This window comes from Paenibacillus sp. HB172176, assembly GCF_011947265.1.
GTDB lineage: Bacteria > Bacillota > Bacilli > Paenibacillales > Paenibacillaceae > Pristimantibacillus.
The window spans coordinates 43740-60758 of record NZ_JAATHD010000005.1; the positions used below are offsets into that span (position 1 = coordinate 43740).

The following is a 17019-nucleotide window of genomic DNA, read 5'->3' on the forward strand; positions in this document are numbered from 1 at the left end:
GTCTGGAGAGGGCCGTTACAATGGAGGACGAACAAGGTTCGTTAACCAATAGAGGTGCAACAATAGAGCTTCCCGTTGCGGGAAGACTACTGTTGCACCTCTTAAGCGTACAGATAAAGCATTACTGCTCTATCTGTTCCCGAATCCAGTCAGCAATATCCTTGAGCACAGCCTTGTCGACATACCCCGGGATCTGATATTCCGCAGTCGTCCCGACGGCGTCTCCCTGCGAGGCGATAAAGAAATGGTTCAGCCCCGGATAGAGGGCATAGGCGACATCGTCTACCCCTTCAAGACGTTGTTGCCACGAGACATAATCGACATCCGCTTTGACTTGGAAATCCGTTTTGCCCTGGAGGATGAAGATCGGTTTGTGAAGCTTGGCGGCAATATCTGCAGCGTTGTAGCGATCCATTTCCTTGAAATAGTAGGCCGGAATTCCGAAAATAGTCGTCTGCTGAGCTTCCTCATCGGTCATCTCCTGCAATTGCTGCGCCCTCGCGTATTCGTTGCGTACCGCCTCGAGGTTAGACTCGCGCGCAGCCTCGTCCATGTCCATCGCTTCAATCGCTGATACATTTTGATCGTACATGACCTCCCACAGCTTGCGAGGCGTTCCGGCTAGCAGAATCAAACCGGCGAAGTCGCCCCCGGCTGCATCGATACGCGGAGCAAGCATGCCGCCCAGGCTATGTCCGATGATATACACCTGAGAGGCGTTAATACGATCGTCCTGCTTCAACCAGTGAGATGCAAGCACGGCATCATCGACAGTTTCCTGCGCTGCGGTGAATGTTCGCATATCCGATTTTGCCAGCTGCTCGCCATACGTGTAAGTGCGTTTGTCGTAACGAAGGACGGCAATGCCTTCCGCAGCAAGCGCCCAGGCAATGTCGCGAAACGGCTTATAGGCATAGGCGGCTTCATCCCGGTCGCTCGGCCCTGAGCCATGAACCAGCACCACTGCCGGAACCGGGCCGTTCACTTCTTTCGGCAACGTCAGCGTGCCTCCCAATGGATAATCCGTATTTTCCCCGATTACGACGGTTTCTTCCCGAACATTCGTCGGCATTTCTGCTTGGGATTGCTCATAATAGCGGTTGAACGAAAGACTCGCTATACGGCCATCCGAATGAAAGGCGAATTGGATCTTGAGCTGCATCTCCGAGAAAGCGGCAAGCGCTGCGACTGCATCCAACTCGTTGACCTTGGTTTGCTGCATGATTGTAATCGATTCGAAATCGCCGAGAGAAGAAGCGAGGGATTCCCATCCCGCTTCAAGCTGCTCGGGAGTTATTGCGGCCGCCATGTTCTCATCGAATTGGGCGTATACATCGTCGAATTGACCTGCGATCAAGGCATGAATCACACCCTCAACTCTTGGCTGCACTTCATCTTGATTGCCGCCAGCGGATGTGACGAAGGCAAGGGTGCTCTTTGCGGAATCGTAATTTACCTCGCAGCCAAACAGTTCGGCAATGGCGTTATGAGGCAGATAGACGCGGTCCTTCTTCAAAGCAGCGGCGTAAGTCGTTGTGCTGCCTGCCAATTGCACCGTATTGCCTTGCAACTGCAAGACTTGCACGTTGTCATCATTGGACAGCGTCACTTCCTTGGCTGCGCCGTTCCAGGTTATCGATACCAATAAATGCTCCGAGATAAAGCGGATGGGCAGCATGACATGATTGCCGTCAACATAGGGCTGCGCATCGGGGAAACTTACCTTCTTTCCGTCGATGGTGACAGTAAGAGGATGGGACTCCGCCAGCGCCTGCATCGGAAATATCGCAAGCACAAGCAGCAAGGACAGCGTAATAGCGGTTGTTTTTTTCATTGTTCACACTCCTGACTCCTAATAATGGGGTTCTATTCAAGAGCGAAATTGTTTTATTCGCTCTGTTATATTAATAATAGAACAGATATTTTTAATAGGCAAGAGTTTTCTCATGAAAAATCGAATTTACGCGTAAAGGAAACGTCAGCCCCGATCTCCAAGATCGTACATCGCCATGTAATACGGATAATGCTCCTTGTATTGCGTCAACGGCTCCGGATTCGCCGCTCGGCCAATTTCGCGGCAATTCGCTCCCATCCGGTCCGCGGCCGCGTCTCCGAGATCCGCCCGGCAAGCCTCCAACAACAGCTCGAGACGTGCTACCACCTCGGGATGCTCCTCCGCCACATTCCGACTTTCCGAGACATCCTCCTTCAAATGATACAGCTCCCAAACCGTTTCGTCTTTGCGATGGACATGCAACTTCCACTCGCCGCAACGAACCGCCGCAAGCTTGCTCGAATGATAATAGAAGAATGCTTCATGCGGAGACGCCGCGTCTTCCTCTTGCAGCATCAACGGCAGAATATCCTTGCCGTCGATGACGCGGTCATTCGGTAGTGAAGCCCCTGCCAGCGCGCAAAGCGTCGGCAAGAAATCCATCGAAGTCGCGATTTCCCCGCATATGCCGCCTGCCGGAATCGTCCCCGGCCAAGACATTAGGCACGGCAGCCGCATGCCGCCCTCCCAAGTTGTATTCTTCGTACCGCGCAGCCTTCCGTTGCTTGCGCCGTAATCGCAACGCGAGCCGTTGTCAGACGTGAAGATGACCAGTGTATCCTGCTCCAGCCCAAGAAGCTTCAATTCCTCCATCAGCACGCCGGTCGTCCAATCGATGCAAGCGACCGCCGCGCCGTACGGCCCATTCTCGGATTGCTCGAGAAAGCGCTTTGGCACGTATAGCGGCAGATGCACGTACATATGCGCGAAATACAAGAAGAAGGGCTCTTCCTGATGATTGCGAATGAATTTCACCGCTTGCTCCAGATAACGCTCCGTCAGAGACGCCTGATCCGGCTGCGCCTGCAGCACTTGCTCGTCGTCCATCAGGGGAAGCGGCGGCAGCATATGCCTGGAGCCGGTTTGTCTGCCCATATCGTTGCTGTACGGCAGGCCGTAATAATGGTCGAAGCCGTGTCTTGTCGGCAGAAATTCCTTTTGGTCGCCGCAATGCCATTTACCAATCATCATCGTGGCGTAATCGGCTCCTTTGAGCGCTTTCGCGATCGTTATTTCGTCGGGATTCAGTCCTACTCCTTGTCCCGGGAACAGCACATGCCTTCCCTCGAATTGGTCAAAGCCGATGCGCTTCGGATAACAGCCCGTCATCATAGCCCCGCGCGAAGGCGAGCATACCGGCGATGCCATATAGAAATCGGTGAATTGAATTCCGTTCTGCGCCATAAGGTCCAGCGCAGGCGTCTTGTGCGCCTGCGAGCCGTAACAGCCCAGATCCCCATATCCCAAATCATCGCAATTGATTAGAATCACATTCGGTTTTCGTTGCATCGAGTCGTCCTCCCCTGTTCAGATCAAAATAGTTCCTGAACTAAGGATACTATGAAGCATGGGGGGCTAAACGATGGTATAGTGGGAATAAACGCAGATTAAGGACAGGAATGATTCCGCATGGACAAGAGCAATAGTCGCAGGGGCTTGCCCGAAATCAGTATAAACATTCATTTTTTATACGAATGGCGGCGAGAGCCCCTTTGGAATTTCGAATATTTCAGCAATCCGTTCTATACGATCTGGCTGGTCATAAACGGCTGCCGCAGAATCGAAACCCGCACCGGAAGCTTCGACATTCATCCGATGGACTTGCTAATTATCCCGCCCAACACCCTGTTTCGTACGCGTCACTGCCAAGCGTACAAGGATGAAATTCATTATTTGGCGATGGGGGTCGGCATTCATTGCGGAGATATTCCATTCGAATTCGTGTGCAGGCTGCCACTGCAAAGCAGCTTGAGTCTGGATGAATGCCAGTCGTTGTCTCAGCTTTGGAGCCGCTTGCTGCATCAGTGGCAGGGCAGCCAGTCCCGCGATGGCTTTCCATCCAACCGCCAAACAGCGAGGACCTTGTCCCAAGCGGATGACGAACTGGATAATCTGCTCGCAAATCTCGAATTTGCAGCAATGGAGCGCGGGATGATGGCTTCGTTAATCCGCTATTGCGAGGGAGCTTCGCTCGAGCCCTTCGAAGCCATCGACGAGCGTGTTCTGAAAGCGAATCTCATTATGAGGCATAGCGTCGGCAACAAGCTGTCCATGTCCAATCTATGCGAGCAGCTATTCATCAGTGAAGGGCATTTGCGCGCTTTGTTTCAAGCCAATTTGAAGACTTCGCCGATGAAGCACTTCCTGATGCTGAGACTGCAACGCGCCAAAGAACTGCTTCTTACCTCCGGACTGACCATTACCGAGATTGCCGTTCAAACCGGCTTCGATGATCTTCATCATTTCGGCAAGATGTTCCGAAAGTACGAACAGACCAGCCCAAGCCGATATCGCGAGATGGGGAGGGGAGAATAGAATTTTCTTTTATCGCTCACGGAAGGAGGAATAGGTTATAATTGTCAATGGCATAAGCAAAAGCATTTACGATGGGGGAATGGCAATGAACAAAAACAGGGTACTGATTACGACAACAAATGCAATTGAAAATGTTGAGATCAAGCATTATAAAGGGGTGGTCTCTGCCAGAGTCGTTGCGGGCACCGGGTATTTTTCGGATCTTTTTGCCGGCTTTAGCGACATATTCGGCGGACGCTCGGGTACATATCAAAGACAGTTAAAGAGCCTGTATGATGAAGTAATCGAGAATCTATCCAATGAAGCCAGGAAAATCGGCGCCAACGCAATTGTCGGGGTAAATATGGACAATGATGAGATTTCCGGAAAAGGAAAGCAAATGTTTATGGTAACGGCGACCGGCACTGCGGTTACCGTACCCGAGCAAGAGCTGGAAAAGATGCAAGGAGAAGAAGTTGAAGAATTGCTTGAGATATCCAGCGAGAAATTCGATTCCATGTATAATCGTCTTCGCATTATAACCCTCATAAGAAATGATCCATCGGAGATTGAAAATCATTGGGACTATATCGTTAATCATTCTGTATTTGAAGTCATGGAATATGTGTATAAAAGATATAGCAATGAAACGATTTCATTTCAGATATTCAAAGAGCGTACCATAGCTTATTTCTCCCAATTGGAAGAGGGTGTTGCGATTTCGTTCCTGTACAAAAAATTCGATTCATCAACAAGGAATAGCCGATTAATATCGTTGTTGCACGGCGCTAAGCTAGTCCATTATCAATCCATCCTAAATTCCTTTCCGCAATCCTCTGAAAATATGAAAATATGTCTGTTTCATTTGTCCTATGGCGATAAAAGGGTATACAAACGGGAAGATATTCAGAGGTTAGCCAAACTAATCGAGGTATTTGAAAAGGGATTTCCCGAACAGCTTGGGGCTAAGCAGAACGACAATTGGATATGCAGTTGCGGAAATAAGAATAAATCGGGCCAGAATTATTGTAAACGTTGCGAAAAAGATGCGAGAGGCTTTCTGAGCACGGATGTAAATTATGATTATGTCATCAGGCTGCTGAAGGAAAGGGAATACGTTTTGAAGAAAATTTTCAAGGTGTCCGTCGAATAGGGGGGCCAGAAAGGGGAGTAGGCAAGCATGTCCAAAATCGTCTATCTGGGTACATTATCCGCGAAGCATCTGGAAAAAATACATACGACTCTGCCAGAGCGGTGGGAAATCGTTCACGGCAAGGAGGAGCAGTGGCTCCCGCATCTGGAGGGAGCGGAAATTATAATCGGCTGGAACAATAAGGCTGCCGAAGCTTGCTTGAAGCCGAATACGAGGCTGAAATGGATTCAGAATTGGGGAGCGGGCGTTGATAGAATGCCCCTTGCCGATATGGCCGCATATGGCGTCGCGCTCACCAATGCAAGCGGCGTTCACGCTTATCCCATCTCCGAGACGATCTTCTCGATGATGCTGGCCTTCGCGCGGAATCTGCATCAGTCTATCCGCAATCAAGAGAGAAATGATTGGAAATCGACAGGCGCGTTGCGCGAAATTCATGGGGCAACGATGGGCGTTGTTGGAGTCGGAGCCATCGGAGAGGAAACGGCGAGGCTTGGCAAAGCGTTCGGCATGACGGTGCTTGGTGTAAGACGATCGGGCGAGCAAGCCCCCAATGTAGATCGAATGTTCCGTCACGATGGACTGGGGGAAGTGCTTCGCATGAGCGACTTTGTCGTCAACACGCTTCCCCATACGACGGAGACGCATCGCATGTTCGGCAAGCAGCAATTCGCATGGATGAAGCCCTCGGCGTATTACATCAATATTGGCAGAGGCGGCACGACCGATACGGAAGCGATGATTGAAGCCTTGCGCAGCGGAGAAATCGCCGGAGCGGGACTCGATGTCTTCGAACAGGAGCCTTTGCCGAAGGATAGTCCGCTCTGGGGAATGGACAATGTGCTCATAACGCCGCATAATTCAGGCTCGACGGTGCATTATGACGATCGGGCTCTGGATATTTTCCTGGAAAATCTGCAAGCCTATCTCGGAACGGGTCAGCCTTCGCGCAATGTAGTCGATATTCAGAAGCAATATTAGTTCAGATTTCCCGTCATTTCGAAAATGTTCAATTCGTTGACAAGCTTCACCACATCCTTGGTGCGCTGCTTATCGAATTTTTTCAGAATGCCGTTGATTTGTTTTTTTATCGTTTCCATTTCGACGGATCGCATGGTCGCAATTTCCTTGCGGCCGTAGGATTGGCTCAGCAGCTTCAGAATTTCGATTTCGCTGGGCGTGAGCGTCGAGATAATATTGAGCGCGGCCATAAGCTTGGACTCCGTCTTCTTCACCCGCACGAGCTCATTCCGAAGCTTCTTCGCGATCATGGGACGAATCGGGGAGTCGTCGGTATAGGCCGAGCGAATGCCTTCGATAATTTCCTCGCGGGAAGCGGATTTAATCATATAATCCACGATTCCGGTCTGGAAAGCGGCGAATACGATATTATCGTCTTCATGAACGGTAAGCACGATAATCTTCGTATCGGGAAGCTGCTCGTGAATCGCCTTTGCGGCTTCAATGCCGGCGAACTTTGATTCCATCTCAATGTCCATGAGAATGATATCGGGATGGCATTGCTTCGCGCTTGCTACAGTGCTTGCGCCATTGTCCAGGGAGCCCAGCCATTCGAAGTCGGGCTCCATTCGGATCATTCTCTCCAATCTGCGGCGATGAGCCTCCATATCGTCGGCAACAAGAATTTTGATAGTATCCATCGCTTGTTCCTCCTCGAATGTCTTCTTGTTAGGCTAAAGGAATGAAGACTTTAAAGACGGTCCCCGTTTTTTCATTGCTTTCGACCTCGATTTTGCCATTATGTCCCGTAATGATGGTGTGGCAATACGATAAGCCGACTCCCCAATTGGTTGCCGAGGATTTGGTTGAGAAGAACGGAGAGAATACATCGTTGATATGCTCGGGCGGGATGCCGGGACCTGTGTCGTGAATGGAGACGAAGCCCCAATCATCCTGCTCCCTGACCGTAATGGTGATGATTCCCTTCCCTCCTCGCAGCGCTTCAATGGCATTGATAATCATATTGTAGAAAACCTCGGTCATATGCTTCTCGTCCATATAGGCTTTGTAACCGCTTGATTCATTAAGAAACAAAATTTGCTCCTGATTGATCCCCGTCGATAATTTGGCGAGCGCGTTTTCGACAGGCACAAACAGGCGAACCAGATGCATTTTCAGAGATAGGGTATTGAGCTTGCTGGATGCGTTATGAAGCGTTTCGTAGGACATCAGACAAGATTTCATGATCAAATCAAGACTGTAGAGCGTTTCCTTGTCCTCGGGATATTTTTCTTTCAAAAATTCGGCCTCCGACTTGATGGCGAGAACATGGTTTTTGATCGAATGGGTAAAAGCCCGCACGCCTAAGGACGCGGTTTTGATACGTTTGTTGATTTCGGAATTTTTGTCATTGTATTTTCTCTCCATCGCTTGATATCTGGAGAAGGTGAGAATCATAAAGCCGAGTGCGATAAGCGAAATCATGGGAAAGAAATTCAACTCATAGAACAGGTTGTAAATTTTCGGCTTGATATAGTTATGATAATCGGGAATGAACGTGGCTTTCACCAGTATTTCGGGCGCCCATGAGAACATGCCCGTATGAATGATAACGACGGGCGCGAGGCACAAAATGTGATAGAGCGCGTATTGTCGTTGAAAGCTTATTTTCTTGTTTTTCACATAATAGCGTATGAGAATGAAGAAGCTTGCGAGCAAAAACGAATATTTCATCGTCAAGAACAGGATGTCGAGACTGTCCCTGATTTGATTGAATAATTCCATCCGTCTATAGGTCCCGCCATAGAAACGGTTCTGAAGCCATTGATTGAATCGGGGATCGTAATAACAGGCTTGAATAACAGCCGTCAACATGAGCGGCGCGTACCAGCGCCATTTTTTTAAGCCGTTTTTTTTGTAGGAAAAGGAGATTGCGAACAATAAGAAGGAATAGGTGAACAATAGAATGCCGCCGTTGAACAGGCGAATGAACAAATCGGGATCGATATTCTCCAGAACGAGTCTGTTCCAGGAGCCGGGACTGAAATCGTAAATATTGCTGATCAGCTTGAAGTACACATTGAAGTTGCTGAGGTAGAACAAATAAGAGTAAAAAGAAATAATCCATCCCGCAATAATTCCGTAGAGGAACAAGGTGGATGAGTTTTTCGGCTTCTTGTAGGTCAAAGCAACGGTGAAAAGCAGCAGAACAATCGTCAAATAAGTCATGTCAGCACCCTCTTGTCTACATTCATTTTACACGGAGAAGACAAATTCCAAAAGGGGTATAAAATTTTCATCTTATTGGATGGCGGAGCTTTCGTTTACGATAGATCATGTCAGGAAGCATAACATGAGCAAAGGGGAGAGGGCAATGAAAAGAAAGGGATCTATCTTGTTGAGCCTGATTATCGCAATTGCAATGCTGGCGGGATGCTCGTCGAACAATGGAGGGAATGGTTCGAGCGGAGGAGAGTCGACAGGAGAAAACAGCGGGAGCCAGGGAGGCTCGAGCGGTTCCGAGGCCGTTAATTTCACCGTTCCGGTGTTGCCGGATGATCTGGCGGCGTTCCAGGCGGTGTACGAGCAATTCTCGAAGGAAAATCCGAACATCAAGGTGGAATTCATTACATTTCCGGCCAATCAATATTATGAGAAGCTGAGAATACAGCTTTCCGGCGGGGTGCAATACGATTTGTTCGGCGGGGTGCTCGATTCGATGATCGACACGGGCATTATTGAGCCTCTGGATGATCTGATCAAAGCGAATAATGTCGATGTGTCGGGCTTTGGCGAAATGTTCGAGCGGATGAAAATCAATGGACATTACTACGGGATGCCGTATCGCAAATCGAACTGGATGCTCTATTACAACAAGGATTTGTTCGATGAATTCAATGTGCCTTATCCAAGCGACGATATGACATGGGCCGATTTCCGCGAGCTGGCCAAGACCATGACGAAGGGCTCTGGACAGGACAAAACCTACGGGGCATTCCTCCATACCTGGCCTCAAACCTGGTATATGCAAGCCGTTCAGGCGGGAGCTACGATTATCGACAAGGATTTGTCGCCGTTCAAGCAGGCGCTTCAATTCAGATTGGATATGGAAGCGGACGGCTCCATCATGAAATGGTCGGAGCAAATTGCGACGGGCGCTCATTATAACGCGGCGTTCCAGAAGGGCAATATCGCGATGAATCTGATGGGCGATTGGCATGTCGCTCAGCTCAGAAAAGCGGAGGATGAAGGGAAGATCAGCTTCGGTTGGGATGTTGTTCCCATTCCTCATCCGGAGGGTGTAGAGGCTAACACAAGCTTGGCTTTGCCGGTTTCATTAATGATTAACAAAAATTCGAAGCACAAGGAAGAAGCGTTCAAATTTATTGATTATATGACCGGCAGCAAGGGCGCCGAAATCTTCGCTTCGATGGGCTATCTCACCGGATTTACGAACGATGCGGTCAAGGCGGCGTATTTCGGAGACGGAAATCGCAATCCCGAGCATCTGAATTATTTCAACGAAGCCAAGGAATATGCGGAATATCCGATGCTGCCCGGCGTGAAGAACATTGTCGTGAATCAAATTTACAAGCAAGAGGGAGAGCTGGTATTCGTCGGCGAGCAAACGCCGGATGAAGCGATTCAGAACATATCCGATCGCCTGCAGAAGGAATGGGGCGACATCTACGCGGATCAGTTCTCTGTAGGTGAATAAATCATCATTTTCCGATCAATAAAAATTACAAAATAAGCAGATACCGATGCGCGGACCCGGCATTGCAAGTGTCATGGCGTCCGCCCGTCGGTGAAGGAGTGCTCTACCTTGCTGAGAAAGAAACAAAGATCGATGACGCAAAGAAATCGAATATCCGGCTACCTGTTTCTGCTTCCCAATATTATTGGCTTTGCCATCTTTGTTTTTTTGCCCGTCATTGCTTCCTTCTTCCTGAGCTTCATGAATTGGAACGGCTTTGGAGCGATGAAGTTCGTGGGACTGGACAATTACGCAAGATTGCTTAAGGACGAAAACTTCAAAATATCTTTTATGAACAGTATTATTTTTACGCTGGTTTCCGTGCCTTTTACTTTGTTTCTATCTCTTATCGTTGCCGTCTGGCTGAATGCCGGCATCAAATTCGTCAAATGGTTTCGAACGGCGGTCTTTCTCCCGTACATTACGGCTACAATTGCCGTTGCTGTGATTTGGCAATTGCTCTTGAACCCGACGATGGGTCCGATTAACGGAATATTAAGCAGCATCGGCTTCAATCATCCGCCCGGATGGCTGTCTTCGCCGCAATGGGCGCTGCTGTCGGTAGCTCTTGTCTATATATGGAATTCAATCGGCTATTATATGGTTTTGTATTTGGCCGGCTTGCAAGGCGTGCCGGAGCATTTGTATGAAGCGGCGGATATAGACGGCGCCGGTTCGATTTCGAAGTTCTTTCATATTACATTGCCGATGCTTTCGCCCGTTATTTTCTTCACGATCATTATCGGTGTCATCAACTCCTTCAAGGTGTTCGACCTGATCTTCGTATTGACCCAGGGAGGCCCGGGCCGTTCAACGCAGGTTCTGGTCTATACCATCTACAATGTGGCGTTCAAGCAATTCGACTTCGGTTACGCCTCCGCGATGGCCTATATATTGTTCCTGTTAATTCTCGTCTTCAGTTATCTTCAATTCAGAGGACAGAAGAAGTGGGTGAATTATTAATGATGACAGAAGGAGAAAATCGTATGCCGCTCGTTGGAATGAAAGAGCATAAAGAGCATTCGTCCATGAAAAGATCGCGGCTCATCAAGCAGAGCATGCTGTATATCGTGCTTATCGCAACCTCGGCTTGCATGCTGCTGCCCTTTATCTGGATGGTGTCCGCATCCCTGAAGGCCGAGCATGAAATTTTCGGATTTCCGATTCAATGGATTCCCGAGACCTTCTATTGGAGCAATTACGTCGATGTTTGGACGCAGGTTCCCTTTCATCTCTACTATTTGAATACGATCAAGATTGTTATTATTACGGTTGCGATTTTGCTGGTCACCTGTTCCATGGCGGGATACGCGTTCTCCAAAATAAGATTTCCCGAACGTGATTTCCTGTTTTTTGTCTACTTGGCCACGATGATGATTCCGTATCAGGTAATGATGATTCCGCAATTCGTGCTCATGAAAAAATTCAGTCTAATCGACACGCACTGGTCGTTGATTTTGCTCGGGGCGGTCAGTCCGTTCGGCGTATTCCTGTTCCGTCAATTCTTCTCGTCCATACCCGATGAAATTATCGAAGCGGCGAAGATCGACGGCTTGCATGAATTCGGCATCTATCTGCGCATCATTCTGCCGTTAACGAAGCCGGCTATCGCCACGCTCGTTATCTTCTCGTTCATGCATACGTGGAATGATTTTCTGGGCCCGCTTATCTATCTGTCATCCGACCGGCTGTTCACGCTGCAGCTCGGCATGCAGCACTTTATCGGACAATATAATACGGAATACGCCTTGCTGATGGCGGCCGCCGTTTCGTCTGTCGTGCCTACGATTATCGTGTTCGTGGCCGCGCAGGATTATTTCGTGAAGGGCGTTGTCGGATCGGGTGTGAAGGGATGAAGAAGGAAGATGAGGGAATGGAAGAACGTCGGAAGCCGAATATCGTCTATGTGTTTGCGGATCAGTGGCGGCGGCAAGCGGTCGGCATCAGGAACGAGGACCCGGTGATGACGCCGAATATGGACCGCTTCGCAAGCGAGAGCATGGTCTTCGAGCAAGCTGTCAGCTGCACGCCGTTATGCTCACCCCACAGAGCCGCGTTGCTGACGGGAAGGTATGCCTTATCGACGGGCGTATATACGAATTGCAAGACGGGGCTGGATATGCGGCTGTCTCCGGAGGAAACGGCAATCGGCCATGTCTTGAGCGGCGCAGGCTATAGGACGGGCTATATCGGGAAATGGCATCTGGACCTGCCGGAGCAGAACCGGGAGGAGCATCCGCTCTCCGGAGCGAGGGAATGGGACGCCTATACGCCGCCCGGACCGGGCCGATTCGGCTTCGATTATTGGTATTCGTACGGAGCGTACGATCAACATCTCAAGCCGCATTACTGGGAGAATTCCCCCGAGATGGTGAAGGTGGATCAATGGTCCGCGGAGCATGAGACGGACAAGGCGCTTGCCTTCTTGCGGGAGCATGGCGGCAAGCAGGAGCCGTTCGCGCTGTTCGTGTCGTGGAATCCGCCGCATAGCCCATTCGAGCTTGTTCCCGAAGCGTACAGAGACAGCTATGCGGACAAGAAGCTTTCGCCGCATTCGCACAGGGCGAATGTTATCGTTCAGGATCCGTTCCTGATTCATACAGGAGAAGAGGTTGACGGCGGGGCAGAGAGGCTTGATCAGGCTTCCAGGGATTATTTCGCAGCTGTCACCGGCATCGATGAACAATTCGGGCGAATCATGGACGAATTGCGAGAGTTGAATCTTCTGGAGCAAACGATCGTTGTGCTTACGTCCGATCATGGCGAGCTGCTTGGCTCGCATGGCATGATGGCCAAGCATTCCTGGCATGAGGAATCGATTGGCGTTCCCTTCATGATCGGCTGGAAGGGAGCGATTAAGCCGGGAACGACCGATGTTGTGCTGAACACTGTGGACATTATGCCGACGCTGCTGGAGCTTGCGGAATTGCCGTTGCCAGACTCTATTGAAGGAAGCTCGGTCGCAGACTTCTTGAAGAAGGGGGGCTCTTCCGAAGAGGCTGAACTCGCTTCAAGAGCTGCGTATATCAGCGCTTTTCCCGGCAGGATGGAGGCGATAGAGTCGTTCAGGGCAGCCGGCTTGGAGCATCTGCATTACGGCTGGCGCGGCGTGCGAACCTCGAGATATACCTATGTGGTGGACAAGGGCTATTTTGCGGGCTCAGAGACTAGGCGCTTGCTCTATGACTTGGCGGACGATCCCTTTCAGATGAAGCCCGTTTCCTTAAAGAGCGCGACTGAGCATCCTGTCGCACAATTGCTCGAGGTCCGGCTTCGCGAGTTTCTGGATGAGACGCGTGATTCGTTTTCATTGTAATTATAGAATTTATAAAATTAAGTCTATGGTTGCACACGATCGTAGCGGACCGTAGATGCGTTATTTCGGCAAATGGTGCTGTTTTTAAGATTTCGCGGACAGAGATGCACTTATTTGCGAGAAAACAGCGGTTTTTTTGATTTTTTGAGGAAATAGCGTCTCCTGTGTCCACGAAAGTGAGCAATCTCCGTTTTTTTGTTTCAAGAAACGTTGCCGTTCTTTGACAAGGACGCCGTCAGGCGTTTTTCTGAGATGAAACCAGCCCTCGAAGCGGATGGCGTTAAACGATGTCGTAAGGCTGATTGACAGCTTGCGCTCAGCGCTTGGCTGAAGCTGAGGCAGCTCTTACTCATAGTAAATGGCGTCATACGGAAATTCGAGCTTCTTCATTCGGTATTCCTTCGGCGTCATGGACATATATTCGCGGAAGACTTTGCCGAAGTAGCTTGGACTGTCGAAGCCGCATCGCGAGCCTATCTCCTGCACGGCGAGCTCGGTCGTGCGCAGCAGAGCTATCGCCGCCTCTATCCGCCTGTCCCTGAGATAGGCGAGAGGCGAGGTTTGCACCGACTTTTGGAACAGCCTGCACAGGTGATGCTTGTTGATTCCACAATGCTCCGCCAGCATATCCAACGTTAGAGGAGTGGCGTAGCGCTCCTTCAGATAGGCCTTGGCCTTGAGTAGGATCGTACTGCCGGTCGCGCCGACTTCTCTGCGCATTTCTCCGCTTGATTTCGCTAACGCGAGCATCCAGTTATAGGCCAGTGACGACAAGACATACTTATCCGTTTGTTTCTCTTCGGCTATTCTCCGAAGAAGCTCCCTCAGCTCCGCGATGACGGGTGAATCCGCCTCTCTCCGAATGACATGGCCCTCTTGCTCAATGACCATATCCCAAATTCGACGGGCTTCGTCGCCTCTCAGGTTCAGCCACAGAATTTCCCAGGGCCGGGATTGATCCTTATAATAGTACCGGTGATTGCTTGGTATTTTCACAAGAAAGGCTGATCCCTGCGGCAATGCGAAAACTTGCCGATCGATTTCAATATAGCCCTGCCCGCTAAGCGTATATTGAAAAATAACATGTCCGGAATCCGGCCGCGCATCGCCCGCGAAGCTGTATTCCGGGCTTTTTATGTTTTGCCAGCCGATCGAATCGATGGTCAAAATGGAATGATCGTTGTTGCGAAAGGCATAGGAATTTTGCTCCATAACCCTGAACTCCTTAAAATGAAAAAGTCAATTTTGTTATAGTATACCGCACAACTTTTAGATTGTCTCGCCTGGTGCAGAGCGGTAAGATCGACGTAGAAAAGGAGTGGTGAGAAATGTTGAAGCATGAACGGATTCTGAAGCTGCAGCCCGGTGAATATTGGTGGGGCGGACGAACTGCGGATGGAAGGAGCATGCCGTATGGAGGGACTTTGTTCCGCGCGGATTTGGCCGAAAGTCATCTTGCCAATCAAGCCTGTCCGCTGCTCTTATCCAATAAAGGAAGATACGTATGGAGCGAGGAGCCCTTTGCATTTCGGTTCGAGGATGGTGAGCTAACCTTGTCCGGCGAAGAGGATTTGATTGCGGGAGAAGGGCATGAAAGCTTGAAGGGAGCCTTTCAATATGCAGCCCGAACACATTTCCCCGCAGCCGGCGGCATTCCCGAGGAACTGCTGTTCACCGCCCCGCAGTACAATCTGTGGATCGAGCTCCTCTACGAGCCGACGCAGGAGAAGGTGCTGCAGTATGCGAAGGATGCGCTTGCTCAGGGAATGCCTCCCGGCGTCATCATGATCGACGATAATTGGCATGGTCCCTATGGCGACTGGACGTTTCACTCCGGAAGATTTCCCGATCCGAAGCGGATGGTGGAGGAGCTCCATGCTTTGGGCTTCAAGGTCATGCTGTGGATTTGTCCGTTCATCAGTCCTGATTCCATTATATTCCGGAAGCTGGAGCCGTCCGGCATTCTTCTGAAGGATCGCGAGGGTCGGACTGCCCTTCGGAAGTGGTGGAACGGCTACAGCGCCGTCCTTGATTGCACGAATCCTGCCGCCGTGGAATGGATTCAGGATCAGATGGACGCCCTTCAGCGCGAGTACGGAATCGACGGCTTCAAGCTGGATGCCGGCGATGCGGATTTCTACGAGACGGATGATCGCAGCTATGCGCCTGTTACGCCTGGCGGACAATGCGAAGCATGGGCCAAGGTGGGCCTCAAGTACAAGCTGAACGAATACAGGGCCTGCTGGAAGCTTGCGGGACAGCCGCTGGCGCAGCGGCTGAAGGACAAGGGCCACGAATGGGAAGGCAACGGCTTGGATTCGCTCATTCCCGACGGATTGGCCCAGGGACTTCTCGGTTATGCCTATACCTGCCCGGACATGATTGGCGGCGGTGAATATATGAGCTTCACGACGTCCAAGCTGGATCAGGAGCTGTTCGTCCGTTACGCCCAATGTTCGGCATTGTTCCCGATGATGCAGTTCTCCGCTGCACCTTGGCGGGTGCTGGACGAAGAGCATCTTCGTTACTGCGTGGACGCGGCCCAGTTGCATGTACGGTTCGGACAGGAGATACTGGCGCTGGCGGAGCATGCGGCGCAGACGGGCGAGCCGATCATGCGCCATATGGCGTATGAATTTCCCGAGGCGGGTATGGAGACCATCCAGGATCAGTTCATGCTGGGCAGCTCGATCCTCGTCGCGCCTGCTGTGCGGAAAGGGATGAGAGCCCGTGAAGTCGCGTTTCCCGCAGGCTCATGGGAGGGCGATGACGGCAGTGTGATCGAAGGCCCGGCGACGGTAATAATTGATGTGCCGCTGAGCAGGCTTCCTTATTATCGGAAGGCTTGAGCATGGGTCGAGGCTGTAGATGTAAATAGTAGCTCTGGAGAGCGGTAAATTGTCCTGAGCGAGACTGCTAGTGTAAAAAGTAACTCTGCAGAACGGAAAAACGCTCGGATCGGAGCTGTAGGTGTAAAAAGTATCCCTGCAAAACCTCCTCTCGGCTTCACGCCGCGAGGAGGTTTTTGTTTCGCATACCTTTATAACGGTTAATAATAGAGAGCGCTTTTTTTCCAAAATATGAACTGCAAGGGGAGTGGTCTTATGTCGAAATGGATCATGTCTGTTGTTATGGTTGCGGCCGCGTTGCTCGCAGCGTATCTCATTACCTTCGGCTTGCCGCCCAAGGAGGACGCGAATAACGAAACGGCGGCAAGCGCCGTGCCGGACCGTCCGGTCGATACCGCAAGCGCGGAAGCGGATTACAAGAGCAACTGCATGTCCTGTCATGGCACGGAATATCAGGGAGGCATCGGACCCAATCTTCAGAACGTCGGAGCGGATATGAGCAAGGAGAAGATACATAAGCAGATTATGCAGGGCGGAGGCAGCATGCCGCCGTTCAAGGACAAGCTCTCCGAGGATCAAATTATTAATCTGACGAATTGGCTCAGCACGTTCAAGAAAGCGTAGCTAATCTGCTAG

General features: G+C 50.5%; 14 protein-coding genes. 9 read left to right on the forward strand and 5 right to left on the reverse strand.

What is annotated here, in order from left to right; all coding sequences use genetic code 11:
* Positions 1 to 121 precede the first annotated feature (121 nt).
* The gene (locus HFP08_RS09155; protein WP_168120297.1) at positions 122 to 1834 is read right to left on the reverse strand and encodes an alpha/beta fold hydrolase; all 1713 of its coding nucleotides are present in this window, start codon (positions 1832 to 1834) and stop codon (positions 122 to 124) included.
* A 144-nt stretch (positions 1835 to 1978) separates the two neighbouring features.
* Positions 1979 to 3343: a sulfatase family protein gene (locus HFP08_RS09160; protein WP_168120298.1), complete on the reverse strand. Its 1365-nt coding sequence runs from the start codon at positions 3341 to 3343 to the stop codon at positions 1979 to 1981.
* Positions 3344 to 3463: 120 nt separating this feature from the next.
* Between HFP08_RS09160 and HFP08_RS09165 the strand changes: the two genes are divergently transcribed.
* The 3 genes from HFP08_RS09165 to HFP08_RS09175 all read left to right on the forward strand — a co-directional run bounded on the left by HFP08_RS09165 (position 3464) and on the right by HFP08_RS09175 (position 6482).
* Positions 3464 to 4369, forward strand: coding sequence for an AraC family transcriptional regulator (locus HFP08_RS09165; protein ID WP_168120299.1), 906 nt, complete (start codon positions 3464 to 3466; stop codon positions 4367 to 4369).
* 85 nt (positions 4370 to 4454) lie between these two features.
* Positions 4455 to 5501, forward strand: coding sequence for a YbjQ family protein (locus HFP08_RS09170; RefSeq protein ID WP_168120300.1), 1047 nt, complete (start codon positions 4455 to 4457; stop codon positions 5499 to 5501).
* Positions 5502 to 5528: 27 nt separating this feature from the next.
* On the forward strand, positions 5529 to 6482 hold the full coding sequence (locus HFP08_RS09175; RefSeq protein ID WP_168120301.1) for a D-2-hydroxyacid dehydrogenase: 954 nt from the start codon (positions 5529 to 5531) through the stop codon (positions 6480 to 6482).
* Here HFP08_RS09175 and HFP08_RS09180 read toward each other — a convergent pair.
* Complete coding sequence (locus tag HFP08_RS09180; protein WP_168120302.1) at positions 6479 to 7162, reverse strand: response regulator transcription factor; 684 nt, start codon at positions 7160 to 7162, stop codon at positions 6479 to 6481. The two genes, HFP08_RS09175 and HFP08_RS09180, sit on opposite strands and share 4 nt — an antisense overlap.
* 28 nt (positions 7163 to 7190) lie before the next feature.
* Positions 7191 to 8690, reverse strand: a complete 1500-nt coding sequence (locus HFP08_RS09185) for a sensor histidine kinase (RefSeq protein WP_168120303.1) — start codon at positions 8688 to 8690, stop codon at positions 7191 to 7193.
* A gap of 145 nt (positions 8691 to 8835) precedes the next feature.
* Between HFP08_RS09185 and HFP08_RS09190 the strand changes: the two genes are divergently transcribed.
* From HFP08_RS09190 to HFP08_RS09205, 4 genes are all read left to right on the forward strand, one after another.
* Positions 8836 to 10179 (forward strand): ABC transporter substrate-binding protein, encoded by a 1344-nt coding sequence (locus tag HFP08_RS09190; protein WP_168120304.1) that lies wholly within the window; start codon positions 8836 to 8838, stop codon positions 10177 to 10179.
* Between the two features lie 108 nt (positions 10180 to 10287).
* Entirely contained in the window at positions 10288 to 11181 is an 894-nt protein-coding gene (locus HFP08_RS09195; RefSeq protein WP_240941231.1) for a carbohydrate ABC transporter permease, read from the forward strand.
* A 65-nt stretch (positions 11182 to 11246) separates the two neighbouring features.
* Entirely contained in the window at positions 11247 to 12074 is an 828-nt protein-coding gene (locus HFP08_RS09200; RefSeq protein WP_240941232.1) for a carbohydrate ABC transporter permease, read from the forward strand.
* A gap of 17 nt (positions 12075 to 12091) precedes the next feature.
* Positions 12092 to 13534 carry a sulfatase family protein gene (locus tag HFP08_RS09205; RefSeq protein WP_168120305.1) on the forward strand — a complete coding sequence of 481 codons (1443 nt, stop codon included), beginning with the start codon at positions 12092 to 12094 and terminating at the stop codon, positions 13532 to 13534.
* 345 nt (positions 13535 to 13879) lie between these two features.
* On the opposite strand, the gene HFP08_RS09210 is transcribed toward HFP08_RS09205, so the two are convergent.
* Complete coding sequence (locus HFP08_RS09210; protein WP_168120306.1) at positions 13880 to 14746, reverse strand: AraC family transcriptional regulator; 867 nt, start codon at positions 14744 to 14746, stop codon at positions 13880 to 13882.
* A gap of 116 nt (positions 14747 to 14862) precedes the next feature.
* Between HFP08_RS09210 and HFP08_RS09215 the strand changes: the two genes are divergently transcribed.
* Together HFP08_RS09215 and HFP08_RS09220 are read left to right on the forward strand one after the other, a co-directional pair.
* The gene (locus tag HFP08_RS09215; protein ID WP_168120307.1) at positions 14863 to 16383 is read left to right on the forward strand and encodes a glycoside hydrolase family 31 protein; all 1521 of its coding nucleotides are present in this window, start codon (positions 14863 to 14865) and stop codon (positions 16381 to 16383) included.
* Positions 16384 to 16638: 255 nt separating this feature from the next.
* Positions 16639 to 17007, forward strand: coding sequence for a c-type cytochrome (locus HFP08_RS09220; protein ID WP_168120308.1), 369 nt, complete (start codon positions 16639 to 16641; stop codon positions 17005 to 17007).
* The last annotated feature ends 12 nt before the right edge of the window (positions 17008 to 17019 follow it).

Coding starts and splice junctions, on each gene's coding strand:
- HFP08_RS09175 (WP_168120301.1), top strand. CDS start 5,529: ATGTCCAAAATCGTCTATCTGGGTACATTATCCGCGAAGCATCTGGAA.
- HFP08_RS09180 (WP_168120302.1), bottom strand. CDS start 7,162: ATGGATACTATCAAAATTCTTGTTGCCGACGATATGGAGGCTCATCGC.
- HFP08_RS09210 (WP_168120306.1), bottom strand. CDS start 14,746: ATGGAGCAAAATTCCTATGCCTTTCGCAACAACGATCATTCCATTTTG.
- HFP08_RS09220 (WP_168120308.1), top strand. CDS start 16,639: ATGTCGAAATGGATCATGTCTGTTGTTATGGTTGCGGCCGCGTTGCTC.
- HFP08_RS09200 (WP_240941232.1), top strand. CDS start 11,247: ATGAAAAGATCGCGGCTCATCAAGCAGAGCATGCTGTATATCGTGCTT.
- HFP08_RS09165 (WP_168120299.1), top strand. CDS start 3,464: ATGGACAAGAGCAATAGTCGCAGGGGCTTGCCCGAAATCAGTATAAAC.
- HFP08_RS09215 (WP_168120307.1), top strand. CDS start 14,863: ATGTTGAAGCATGAACGGATTCTGAAGCTGCAGCCCGGTGAATATTGG.
- HFP08_RS09190 (WP_168120304.1), top strand. CDS start 8,836: ATGAAAAGAAAGGGATCTATCTTGTTGAGCCTGATTATCGCAATTGCA.
- HFP08_RS09170 (WP_168120300.1), top strand. CDS start 4,455: ATGAACAAAAACAGGGTACTGATTACGACAACAAATGCAATTGAAAAT.
- HFP08_RS09160 (WP_168120298.1), bottom strand. CDS start 3,343: ATGCAACGAAAACCGAATGTGATTCTAATCAATTGCGATGATTTGGGA.
- HFP08_RS09185 (WP_168120303.1), bottom strand. CDS start 8,690: ATGACTTATTTGACGATTGTTCTGCTGCTTTTCACCGTTGCTTTGACC.
- HFP08_RS09205 (WP_168120305.1), top strand. CDS start 12,092: ATGGAAGAACGTCGGAAGCCGAATATCGTCTATGTGTTTGCGGATCAG.
- HFP08_RS09155 (WP_168120297.1), bottom strand. CDS start 1,834: ATGAAAAAAACAACCGCTATTACGCTGTCCTTGCTGCTTGTGCTTGCG.